Below are 11608 nucleotides of genomic sequence, written 5' to 3'. Positions count from 1 at the left end.
CAGCGTGCGGTGCGTGTGCATGCAGCCCTTCGGCAGCCCGGTGGTGCCCGAGGTGTAGGGCAGCAGCGCCAGGTCGTCCGGCCGCGCGGTGTGCGGCCCGGGCACGTGGCGCTGCGCGAGCGCATCGGCCCAGCGGGTGTAGCGCTCCGACCTTCCTTCCGGGAGTGGCGGATCGGAGCGCAGCCAGGCCTCCATCGCCGGCGGCGGGGCAATGGCAGGGTCGATCGCCTCGGGCAGCGCATCGGCGTACCGCAGCACCAGCACGTCCCGCAGTCGCCGTGCCTCGGGCAGCGCGGCATTCGCCTGCGCGACGAAGCCCGTCAGGTCGGCGCTGCAGATCGCCACGCGTGCCTCGGGGTCGGTGATGTAGTGGCCGAACTCCTCGGCCTTGTTCATTGGATTGACCGGCACGACGACGGCGTTCGCGCGCAGGATGCCGTAGTACGCGGCCACGTACTGCGGGCAGTTCTGCAGGTACAGCGCGACGCGGTCGCCGGCCTGCACGCCGGCCTGCTGCAGCCAGCCGGCCACCTGCTCCGCCTGCTCGCGCAGCGTGCGGAAATCGAGCGCCCGGCCGAAGAACAGGTAGGCCGGCTTGTCCGGAAAACGCTGCGCGACCACCTCGAGGTTGAACCACAGCGTGGTCGACGGGATCGCCAGCGCGCGCGGCAGGCGGCGCGGCCAGACCGCATGGTGCGGGCGCGGTGGAACTTCGGGTGACAGGTTCACGGTCGGACTCCGCTGGACACCGGCAAGGTATACCGCGCCGCATCGGCAAGGCCTACGGAGCGAACCCGCGGCCGGCCTGTCCCGGACGTGACACGCCCGCCACGAAGTGCGGCACGCCGATTGCCCTGCGTGCACCGCACTGACGGAGACTGACATGGCGAACTGGCGATCGGCGATCGGATCGATGGTGCTGGGCAGCGGCCTGCTGCTCGGCGGATGTGGTGGAGGCGACGTGACGGCCGACAGCCCCCCGGCCGACGGACCCGAGGTGCCCGATGCGCTCGCGGCCGACACGCAGCCGCCGACCCTGGTGCTCAACACGCCGGCCAACCTGGCCGCCAACCTGACCGGCCGCATCGACATCACGGCCACCGCGAGCGACAACGTCGGCATCGCCGGCGTGGAGTTCCAGATCGACGGCGCGCTGTGGGGCAGCGACGACACCAACCCGCCGTACATGACCAGCGTCACGACGACGCGCCTGGCCACCGGGCAGCACGTGATCCGCGCCCGCGCCCGCGACACCTCGAACAACCGCTCCGCCTGGGTCACGYGCATCGTGCAGTTCGGCAACGACGTGCAGGTGCCCGAAGGCTTCACGAAGAACGATGCCTGGGTCGGCGGCCTGACCGACGCGACGGCCTTCGCACAAGCGCCGGACGGCCGCATCTTCGTCGCCGAGCAGGGCGGGCGCTTGCGCGTGATCAAGAACGGCGTGCTGCTGCCGACGCCGTTCGCGACGCTCGCCAACATCGACGCGAGCGGCGAACGCGGGCTGATCGGCGTCGCGCTGCACCCCGACTTCGCGAGCAACGGCTGGGTCTACGTGCACCACACCACCACCGAGGGCGGCACGCACAACCGCATCAGCCGCTATACCGCGAACGGCGACGTGGCCGCCGGCCCGCCGACCGCGCTGTTCGGCATGCCGACGCTCGCCGCGACCAACCACAACGGCGGCGCGATGCACTTCGGCACCGACGGCAAGCTGTACGTCGGCGTCGGCGACAACAAACGCGGCGCGCCGGCGCAGGACCGCAACAGCCTGTTCGGCAAGCTGCTGCGCCTGAACGACGACGGCTCGATCCCGGCCGACAACCCGTTCTACGCGACCAACACCGGCAACGCCCGCGCCGTGTGGGCAACCGGGCTGCGCAACCCGTTCACCTTCGCGGTCCGCCCGGGCGACGGCCGCATCCACATCAACGACGTCGGCGAGAACGCCTGGGAGGAGATCGACGTCGGGGTCGCCGGCGCGAGCTACGGCTGGCCGGGCTCCGAAGGGCCCGACAACGTGGCGGCCGGCCTGACCGCGCCGCTGTTCAGCTACCGCCACAGCGCGACCAGCCCACCGGGCAGCGGCCCGGGCGGCTTCTTCGTCGGCCAGTGCATTGCCGGCGGCGCGTTCTACCCGGCGGGCGGCAGCTTCCCGGCGCGCTTCCACGGCAGCTACTTCTTCGGCGACTTCGTCACGCACGTGATCGGCCGCATCGACCTCGCGAACGGCAATGCCGCCTATGCGTTCGCGAAGACGGCCGGCGAACCGGTCGACCTGCGGGTCGCCAACGACGGGGCGCTGCTGGTGCTGACGCGCGTCAACATCGCGCGCATCGCGCCGACCTGAGCGCGCGCAAGGGGGCGACCGATACCGATTTGCGATCGGTCGCCCCACCGCTGCAGCGCGGGCGAATGGAGGACACAATGCGCGACATTCCTTGCGACGGTGACACACGCCGGCGCAGGATGACATGCCACAAGCACGCCATTGCAAGCACGCACACGCGATCCGAGGATTCCCATGGCTGAACGTCCTTCTTCCCTGCTGAACACGGCCCGGCTGGCTGCCCTGGCCGCCAGCCTGCTGCTCGTCGCGTGCAGCGGCGGCAGCGGCGGCGACACCCCCGCGCCTCCCCCGCCGCCGGTCGGCAACCCGCCGATCGCGCAGATCGACAGCCCCGCCGAAGGCGCGACCTTCGCGGCCGGCGACACCCTGACCTTCACCGGCAGCGCCACCGATCCGGAAGACGGTGCATTGCCCGCGAGTTCGCTCAGCTGGTGGGCCGACCTGCACCACGACACCCACACCCACCCGCTCCAGCTGGCAACCGCCGGCGCGAGCGGCACGGTGACCATTCCCGTGCGCGGCGAGACCTCGTCGAACATCTGGTACCGATTCCACCTGAAGGCCACCGATTCGAACGGCCGCACCACCGAGGTCACGCGCGACGTGCAGCCGCGCAAGGCGCAGGTCACGCTCGCCACCGTGCCGGCCGGCCTGGCGCTGACGATCGACGGCCAGCCGGTGACCGGCCCCAACACCTTCACCGGCGTGGTCGGCATCGAGCGCGACATCGGCGCCGCCACGCAGGTGCTCAACGGGCGCAACTACGCCTTCGCCACCTGGAGCGACGGCGGCAGCGCGACGCACACGATCTCGACGCCGGCGGCCGACACCACCTACACCGCGACCTTCACCGACCAGGGGCCGGCGACCAACCAGCCGCCGACCGTCACGCTCGCGGCAGCCGCGACCGGCGTCGTCGGCACCGCGATGACGCTGACGGCCACCGCGGCCGATCCGGACGGCACGGTCGCGAAGGTCGAGTTCCTCGACGGCGCCACGCTGCTGAACACCGACACGGCGACGCCGTTCGCCTTCTCGTGGACGCCTGCCACGGCAGGCGCCCATTCGCTGACCGCACGCGCCACCGACAACACCGGTGCGGCGACCACCAGCACCGCGGTGACCGTGACCGTCACGACCCCGCAAGGCCCGGACACGCAGGCGCCGACCATCGCGATCACCGCGCCGGTCAACCTCGCGACCAACCTGACCGGCACGCTGAACATCACCACCACCGCGACCGACAACGTCGGCGTCGCCGGTGTCGAGTTCCAGTTCGACGGCGCGGCACTCGGCACCGAGGACACGACGGCGCCGTTCAGCGCGAGCGTCGTGACGGCCAACCATGCGAGCGGCCAGCATGTGATCCGGGCGCGCGCCCGCGACGCCGCCGGCAACAAGTCCGACTGGACCGCGGTCACCGTCAAGTTCGGCGGCACCGTGGCACTGCCTGCCGGCTTCACGAAGAACGAGTCGTGGGTCGACGGCCTGACCAGCGCGACCGCGTTCGCACAGGCGGCGGACGGCCGCCTGTTCGTCGCCGAGCAGGGTGGCACGCTGCGCGTCGTGAAGAACGGCGTGCTGCAGGTGCAGCCTTTCGTTTCGCTGGCGAATGTCGACTCGCAGGGCGAGCGCGGGTTGATCGGCGTTGCGCTGCACCCGAATTTCGCGGCCAACGGCTGGGTCTACGTCTACCACACGACCACGCAGAACGGCACGCACAACCGCATCACGCGCTACACGGCCGCCGGCGATGTCGCGGCCCCCGGCAATCCGACCGTGATCTTCAACCTGCCGGCCCTGTCGGCCGCGACCAACCACAACGGCGGCGCGATGCACTTCGGCAACGATGGCAAGCTGTACGTGGGCGTCGGCGACAACGCGCGCGGCACGCCGGCGCAGGACAAGACCCAGCTGTGGGGCAAGCTGCTGCGCCTGAACGACGACGGCACGATCCCGACCGACAACCCGTTCTTTGCGGCAAGCAACGGCGCGGACTTCGGCGCGGTGTGGGCCTACGGCCTGCGCAACCCGTTCACGTTCGCGGTGCGCCCGACCGACGGCCGCATCCACATCAACGATGTGGGTGAGGTGACCTGGGAAGAGGTGAACGTCGGCACGGCCGGCGCGAACTACGGCTGGCCGACTTCCGAAGGCAACGAGCGCATTGCCGCCGGCATGACGGCCCCGCTRTTCACCTACAAGCACAGCGCGACCAATCCCGAAGGCAACGGGCCTGGCGGCTTCTTCGTCGGCCAGTGCATCGCCGGCGGCACGTTCTACCCGGCCGGCGGCAACTTCCCGGCGATGTACCGCGGCAGCTATTTCTTCGCCGACTACGTGGCGCACACGGTGGGCCGCATCGACCTCGCGAACGGCAACGCCGCCTATGCGTTCGCGAAGCTCGATGGCGACCCGGTCGACATGCTGACGGGTGCCGACGGCGCGCTGTACATCCTGCGCCGCGGCGGCATCGTGAAGATCTCGGCGAACTGACGCTACGCGGCGGGCAGCGTCTTGGTGAACAAGGTGCTGCCCGCCAGGTCCTTCAGGTTCACCGTGAACGCCTTGGTCTTCGCGTCGATGTCGACCTGCCCGAAGAACTGGTAGCCCTCGCTCGGCGCCACGTTCTGCGACGGCGGCGCCTTCCCGTAGACCACCTGCACGCCGAAGGTGGCATCGGGCTTGTTCGGCCCGAAGCTGCCGGCGTTCAGCGGGCCGGAGATGAACTCCCAGAACGGCAGGAAATCGCTGAACTTCGCCTTGCGCGGGTCATAGAAGTTGGCCGCGGTGTAGTGCACGTCGGCGGTCAGCCAGACGATGTTCCTGATGTTCGCCCGCTTGATCTCGCGCAGCAGCCGCGCGATCTCGAGCTCGCGGCCCAGCGGCACGCCGTCGTCGCCGTTGGCGATCGCCTCCCACTTGTCACGGCCCTGCGCATCCTTGCCGTCGGGCACCTGCACGCCGATCGGCATGTCGGCGGCGATCACCTTCCAGGTCGCCTTCGAGCGCTTCAGCCCGTCGAGCAGCCACGCGATCTGCGGGCGGCCCATGAAGGCGCTGTCCGGCGTCTCGTCGGCCTGCAGGTTCGCGCTGTTCGCGCCGCGATAGCTGCGCATGTCGACGACGAACACGTCGAGCAGCGGCCCCTGCGGCAGGTGGCGGTACACGCGCTCGCTCTCGGCATCAGGGCCGCGGCGCAGCGGTGCGTACTCGAGGAAGGCGCGGCTCGCGCGCGCCACCAGCAGCGGCACGTTCTTCTCGGTGTAGCGCGCGTCGCCCGACACGTCCTTCGAATCCGACCAGTTGTTGCTGACCTCGTGGTCGTCCCACTGCCAGATCTGCGGCACCTCGGCCGACAGGCGGCGGATGTTCGCGTCCAGCAGGTTGTAGCGGTAGCGCCCGCGGTATTCGTTCAGCGTCTCGGCGACCTTGCTGACCTCTTCGGTCACCACGTTGTTCCAGGTCGAGCCGTCGGGCAGCTTCAGCTGCGCCTGGATCGGCCCGTCGGCATAGATGGTGTCGCCGCTGTGCAGGAAGAAGTCGGGGTTCACGCGGCGGATCTGCTCGTAGATCTTCATGCCGCCCCAGGCCTCGTTGATGCCGAAGCCTTGGCCTGCCGTGTCGCCGCTCCACGCGAAGCGCACGTCGCGCAGCGGCTTGCCGTGCGAGGCGGCTGGCAACCGCAGGTGGCCGGCCATCGGCTCGGACAGCACGCGCTCGTTGTGCAGGTCCTGCAGCACGACGCGGTAGAACACCTCCTGGCCGGCCGGCAGGCCGGTCAGGTCGAGGCGGCCGGTGAAGTCGGAGTCTTCCAGCAGGTGGGGTCCGCGCACGCGGTTCAGGTTCGCGAAGCTCGCGGTGCTCGACCACTCGACCCACATGCGGGCCGGCCGGTCGCTGCGCGTCCAGACGATCGCGCTGTCGGCCCGCGCATCGCCCGACTGCACCCCGGACGGAAACTGCGGGCGCATCGCGTCGCGCGTGACCACGGCAGGCGCCGTCTGGGCCTGCGACAGCCCCGGCACCGCGCTCCCACCAGCCAGCAGCAGGGCATTCGACAAGAAGATCCGGCGGTCCATTCGATCCATCCTCGGTGATGCTTGAAAAGCGCGCAGTCTGGGGGGAGCGTGTGGCAGCTTCGTGAACCTGCGCCCTGGGCAGCAATCACGCAGACATCGTGCAGCCCATGCATTTCGGAGAAGGCGGCATGAACAACTTGTATGGCCCGGCGTGCGCCGATTCGCCAGCAATCTTCTACGCTTCCCAGGCGGCCGATTCGCAGGCTCGCGAATCTCAGGGAGACACCATGAATCACACCCACCTCCTGGCCCCGGCCCTCGCCGCAACCCGTCTGGCGACATGCCACCTGGAACGAACACACACCCTGGCGGCCCCGGTCGGCTTGCTGCTCGGCATCGCGTTCAACTGCATCGCGACACACCTCCTCGGGATCGGCACCCTGCCGATCGTGCTGATGCTGCCCGGCGATCTCGGCCCTGCCGGGCACAGCCAAGAGGCCCTGCTGCTGTTCTGGGCCCTGACCTACGCGCTGCTGCCGTTGCAGGTGGCCGGGCTCCACGGGATGGTTCTGCGCGGGCGGCTGGTCGAGACGCTGCGGCCCTGGGCCCTGCGCGGCGAGCGGTTCGGGCGATACCCACGCGGACTGGCCGTGACGGTCAGCGCGATGACACTGATCGCCATCGGCTGCATCCTGCACGGCTCGGTGGTCCCGGGCGCTGCGGTCCAGACGGCGAGCGGGCTGCTGACCTTCCTGATCATCAACTGGTTGCTGCTGCACCTGTTGATGATCGGCTTCATGCTGTCGGCCGCGTTCGTAACGGCCTGCGGTCCCGCGCCGGCCACCCGCCGGCACTGCGCCGGTTCGCGGCACGCGCCAGGCTGAAAGGCACCCGAACCGCGGGCTTCTCCGCAGACCGGCCGGCGCGCCGTTTGCCTAAGCTGCCGCATGGCCCTCGTGCAGCCCCTCGTCACCGCCCGCTTCGACGCCACGCCGCCCATCCTCGACATCGAGGCGTCGGGCTTCGGCCGCGACAGCTACCCGATCGAGGTCGGTTTCGTACTCCCCGACGGCAGCGCGTTCTGCAGCCTGATCCGGCCGGCCGGCCACTGGACCCATTGGGATTCGGCCGCCGAGCAGGTGCACCACATCCACCGCGAGACGCTGCTGGTGCACGGCCGCCCGGTGACCGAGGTCGCACACTGGCTGAACGACCAGTTGCACGGCCTGACGCTCTACAGCGATGGCTGGGCGCACGACTACCCCTGGCTCGGCGCGCTGTATGAAGAAGCGGGCCTCGTGCCCAGCTTCCGGCTCGACAACCTGCGCGCGCTGCTGACCGAAGCCCAGGCCCGCGACTGGTCCGAGACCCGGCAGGCCGTCAGCAACGAGCTGCAGCTGACACGGCACCGCGCGAGCGCCGATGCACGCCTGCTGCAGAAGACCCTGCTGCGCGTCCGCGAGCGCACCGCCTGAACCGGCGCAGGCCCGGTGCTTGCATACAAGCCTGCGGCACCCTCTCACGGTGCCACCCACGTGCCGGAATGCCTCATTTTGGTGAGCCGGCTTGTATGCAACCGATCCATGCCTCTTGCTGGTGCCTGCCCTCCGCCCCAAGCCCCACCAGATCGCCGACCGCATCGTCGACGCGATCCTCGCCCGCAAGCTCGCACCCGGCGCCCGCCTGGGCGAGCAGCAGCTCGCCGACCTGTTCAACGTCAGCCGCACCATCGTGCGGGAGGCGCTCGCGCGGCTGGCGGCACGCGGCATGGTCGAGGTCAACTCGCGGCGCGGCTGGTTCGTGGTGCAGCCCTCGCCCGAGGACGCCCGCGAGGCCTTCGCCGCGCGGCGCCTGATCGAGACCGGGCTGCTGCAGTCGCTGGACGCGCCGCTGGCGGGCGTTCCGTTGCGGCGGCTGCGCGAGCACGTGGCGCAGGAGCAGGCCGCGGTGGCAGCGGCCGATGCCGGCGAGCGCAGCTTCCTGCTCGGTGACTTCCATGTCTGCCTGGCCGAGTGCGCCGGCAACGGCACACTGGCCGACATCCTGCGCGACCTGACCGCCCGCACCACGCTGATCGCGGTGCTGTACCAGTCGAAGCACGAAGCCGCGCAGTCGTGCGCCGAGCACGCCGAGATCGTCGCCGCGCTCGAACGCGGCGACGCCGCGGCGGCAGCCGCCTTGATGCTGCGCCACATCGACAGCGTGGCCGCGCACCTGGACCCGAGCCTGGCCGTCGACCCGCTGGCCTCGCTGCGCAGCGCGCTGTCGCCGGTCGGGACTGGCAAAAACAAGGCACAGCCCTTGCATACAAGGCCCCCAGCGTCTTCTTCCCCTTCCTCGTCCACCCCGGAGTACTGACGATGAGCCACCGCTCTTTCCTGAAAGCCCTCGGCCTGCTGGCCGCTGCCCCGCTGCTGTTCGCGGCGTCCGTCGCGCAGGCGCAGACCGCGCTCGACGACGTGCTGGCGAAGAAGCTGATCACGATCGCGATCCCGACCGACTATCCGCCGTACGGCTTCGTCGGCACCGACCTGAAGCCGCAGGGGCTGGATGTCGACATGGCCACGCTGATCGCCGCGAAGCTGGGCGTGAAGGTCGAGCTGGTGCCGGTGACGAGCGCGAACCGCATCCCCTACCTGCAGACGAAGAAGGCCGACCTGGTGATCTCGACGCTCGGCAAGAACCCCGACCGCGAGAAGGTGATCGACTTCACCGCCGCCTACTCGCCGTTCTTCCAGGCGGTGTTCGGCCCGAAGACGCTGGCCGTGAAGACGCCGGCCGACCTCGCCGGCAAGAGCATCGGCGTGACGCGCGGCGCGATGGAAGACCAGGAACTCGGCAAGATCGCGCCCTCGGGCCTGGACGTGAAGCGCTTCGAGGACAACAACGTGACCGTCTCGGCCTACGTGTCGGGCCAGACCCAGCTGATCGCCACCGGCGCCTCGGTGGCCGGCGCGATGATGGCGAAGAACCCGCAGCTGGGCACCGAGTTCAAGCTGCTGCTGAAGGATTCGCCGAACTTCATCGGCGTCGCCAAGGGCGAGGACAAGCTGCGCGCGAAGGTCAACGAGATCATCGCCGATGCGAAGAAGGCCGGCGAGCTCGACAAGATGGCGGTCAAGTGGCTCGGCCGCCCCGCCGGCGACCTGCCCCAGTAAGCCACCCACGCTCGCGATGATCAGCCTCGACTTCCCGGCCGTGCTGGCCGAGTGGCCGCTGATGGCCAAGGGCGCGGGCATCACGCTCGCACTCACCGGCGTGTCGGCGGTGTTCGGCCTGGCGCTCGGCGTGGCCTGCGCGTGGGCGCGGCTGCACGGCCCGGCGTGGCTGCGCTTCATCGCCGGCGCGTACGTGGAGCTGATCCGCAACACGCCGTTCATCGTGCAGCTGTTCTTCCTGTTCTTCGGGCTGCCGAGCCTGGGCGTGCGCTTGTCGCCGGAGGGCGCCTCGGTGCTCGCGATGGTGATCAACCTCGGCGCCTACGCGGCCGAGATCGTGCGTGCCGGCATCGCCACCACGCCGCGCGGCCAGATCGAGGCGGCACGCAGCCTGGCGCTCAGCGAGATGCAGGTGTTCACGCGCGTCGTACTGCCGCCGGCGCTGAAGCGCGTGTGGCCGGCGATGGTGAGCCAGATCGTGATCGTGATGCTGGGCTCGGCGGTGTGCGGGCAGATCGCGACGGCCGAGCTCTCGCATGCGGTGAACCTGATCCAGGGTCGCAACTTCCGCGCGTTCGAGGCCTTCATCATCGGCACCGCGATCTACCTGGTGCTGTCGATCGCGCTGCGCCGGCTGCTGAACTGGGCCGGCCCGCGCTTCATCTTCGGAAAGTAGCCCGATGGTCGACTTCACGCTGTGGGAGATCCTGCGCAACCTGCTGCTCGCGCTGCGCTGGACGGTGGCGCTGTCGCTGGTCGCCTTCGTCGGCGGCGCGATCGTCGGCCTGGCGCTGCTGGTGGCGCGGCTCGCCAAGCTGCCTGGTGCCGAGCGCCTGGTGGCCGGCTACGTGCAGCTGTTCCAGGGCACGCCGCTGCTGATGCAGCTGTTCTTCCTGTTCTTCGGGCTGTCGGGGCTCGGGCTGTCGCTGTCGAACTGGACCGCCGCGGCCATCGCGCTGACGCTCTACAGCAGCGCGTTCTTCACCGAGATCTGGCGCGGCTGCGTCAACGCGGTGCCCAAGGGCCAGTGGGAGGCGTCGACCGCGCTCGCGATGAACCTGGGCGAGCAGCTGCGCCACGTGATCGGCCCGCAGGCGCTGCGCGTCGCGGTGCCGCCGACGGTGGGCTTCGCGGTGCAGATCATCAAGGGCACGGCGCTCGCGTCGGTGATCGGTTTCGCCGAGCTGACCAAGACCGGCTCGACGATCGCCAACGCGACCTTCCGCCCGTTCACCGTGTTCGCCTGCGTCGCGCTGCTGTATTTCGCGCTGTGTTTCCCGGTGTCCCTGTGGGCCCGTTCACTGGAGAGAAAACTGCATGGTCACGCCTGACACCGCCGCGGCGGACATCGTCCGCATCACCGGGCTGCGCAAGCGCTTCGGCACGAACGAGGTGCTGAAGGGCATCGACCTGTCGGTGACGCGTGGCGAGGTGATCGCGATCATCGGCAAGAGCGGCTCGGGCAAGAGCACGCTGCTGCGCTGCGTGAACGGGCTGGAGCAGTTCCAGGAGGGCACGCTGACGGTCGACGGCCAGCCGCTGCTGTACGGCAATGCGGCGGCGATGCGCGCGCTGCGCCAGCGCGTGGGGATGATCTTCCAGGGCTTCAACCTGTTCCCGCACCTGAGCGTGGGCCGCAACGTGATGCTGGCGCCGACGCTGGTCAAGAAGAAGGCGAACCCCGATTGCACCGCGCAGGCGCGCAAGCTGCTCGAACGCGTCGGGCTGGCCGAGAAGTTCGATGCGCAGCCGGAGCAGCTGTCGGGCGGGCAGCAGCAGCGCGTCGCGATCGCGCGGGCGCTGGCGATGGAGCCGGCGGTGCTGCTGTGCGACGAGATCACGTCGGCGCTCGACCCCGAGCTGGTCGGCGAGGTGCTGCGCGTGGTCGAGACGCTGGCCGACGAGGGCATGACGCTGCTGATGGTCACGCACGAGATGAACTTCGCACGCAAGGTGGCCGACCGCGTGGTGTTCATGCATGCCGGGCGCATCCACGAGATGGGGCCGCCGGAGCAGGTGTTCGGTGCGCCGCAGACGGCGGAGTTGAAGCAGTTCCTGTCGGCGCTGCACTGACC

Annotated in this window: 11 protein-coding genes; 9 read left to right on the top strand and 2 right to left on the bottom strand. The window is 69.9% G+C overall.

What is annotated here, in order from left to right; all coding sequences use genetic code 11:
* Positions 1 to 729 (bottom strand): AMP-binding protein (locus AC1D12_RS12265; RefSeq protein WP_477840643.1); only part of this gene is annotated, 729 nt, incomplete at its 3' end.
* Positions 730 to 883: 154 nt separating this feature from the next.
* Here AC1D12_RS12265 and AC1D12_RS12260 point away from each other — a divergent pair.
* On the top strand, positions 884 to 2353 hold the full coding sequence (locus AC1D12_RS12260) for a PQQ-dependent sugar dehydrogenase (protein WP_477840641.1): 1470 nt from the start codon (positions 884 to 886) through the stop codon (positions 2351 to 2353).
* Positions 2354 to 2527: 174 nt separating this feature from the next.
* Positions 2528 to 4849 (top strand): PQQ-dependent sugar dehydrogenase, encoded by a 2322-nt coding sequence (locus AC1D12_RS12255; protein WP_477840639.1) that lies wholly within the window; start codon positions 2528 to 2530, stop codon positions 4847 to 4849.
* A gap of 2 nt (positions 4850 to 4851) precedes the next feature.
* On the opposite strand, the gene AC1D12_RS12250 is transcribed toward AC1D12_RS12255, so the two are convergent.
* A complete protein-coding gene (locus tag AC1D12_RS12250) occupies positions 4852 to 6435 on the bottom strand; it encodes an alkaline phosphatase D family protein (protein WP_477840637.1) in 1584 nt (527 codons plus the stop codon).
* A 227-nt stretch (positions 6436 to 6662) separates the two neighbouring features.
* On the opposite strand from AC1D12_RS12250, the gene AC1D12_RS12245 reads away from it, so the two are divergent.
* The 7 genes from AC1D12_RS12245 (at position 6663) to AC1D12_RS12215 (ending at position 11606) form a co-directional block, all read left to right on the top strand.
* Positions 6663 to 7259, top strand: a complete 597-nt coding sequence (locus tag AC1D12_RS12245; protein ID WP_477827671.1) for a hypothetical protein — start codon at positions 6663 to 6665, stop codon at positions 7257 to 7259.
* Positions 7260 to 7322: 63 nt separating this feature from the next.
* On the top strand, positions 7323 to 7850 hold the full coding sequence (locus tag AC1D12_RS12240; RefSeq protein WP_477840635.1) for a 3'-5' exonuclease: 528 nt from the start codon (positions 7323 to 7325) through the stop codon (positions 7848 to 7850).
* Between the two features lie 121 nt (positions 7851 to 7971).
* Complete coding sequence (locus AC1D12_RS12235; protein WP_477840633.1) at positions 7972 to 8733, top strand: GntR family transcriptional regulator; 762 nt, start codon at positions 7972 to 7974, stop codon at positions 8731 to 8733.
* A 2-nt stretch (positions 8734 to 8735) separates the two neighbouring features.
* The gene (locus AC1D12_RS12230; protein WP_047511325.1) at positions 8736 to 9533 is read left to right on the top strand and encodes a transporter substrate-binding domain-containing protein; all 798 of its coding nucleotides are present in this window, start codon (positions 8736 to 8738) and stop codon (positions 9531 to 9533) included.
* 16 nt (positions 9534 to 9549) lie between these two features.
* Positions 9550 to 10209, top strand: coding sequence for an amino acid ABC transporter permease (locus tag AC1D12_RS12225; protein ID WP_465114519.1), 660 nt, complete (start codon positions 9550 to 9552; stop codon positions 10207 to 10209).
* 4 nt (positions 10210 to 10213) lie between these two features.
* Positions 10214 to 10864: an amino acid ABC transporter permease gene (locus AC1D12_RS12220; RefSeq protein WP_047511321.1), complete on the top strand. Its 651-nt coding sequence runs from the start codon at positions 10214 to 10216 to the stop codon at positions 10862 to 10864.
* The gene (locus tag AC1D12_RS12215) at positions 10851 to 11606 is read left to right on the top strand and encodes an amino acid ABC transporter ATP-binding protein (RefSeq protein ID WP_465114518.1); all 756 of its coding nucleotides are present in this window, start codon (positions 10851 to 10853) and stop codon (positions 11604 to 11606) included. Before AC1D12_RS12220 ends, AC1D12_RS12215 begins: the two co-directional genes overlap by 14 nt.
* Positions 11607 to 11608 lie beyond the last annotated feature (2 nt).

This window comes from Rhizobacter sp. P1_G5 (genome assembly GCF_056405435.1).
Note: the sequence above shows the minus strand (reverse complement) of the source record. Positions and strands in the feature narration are given on the sequence as shown.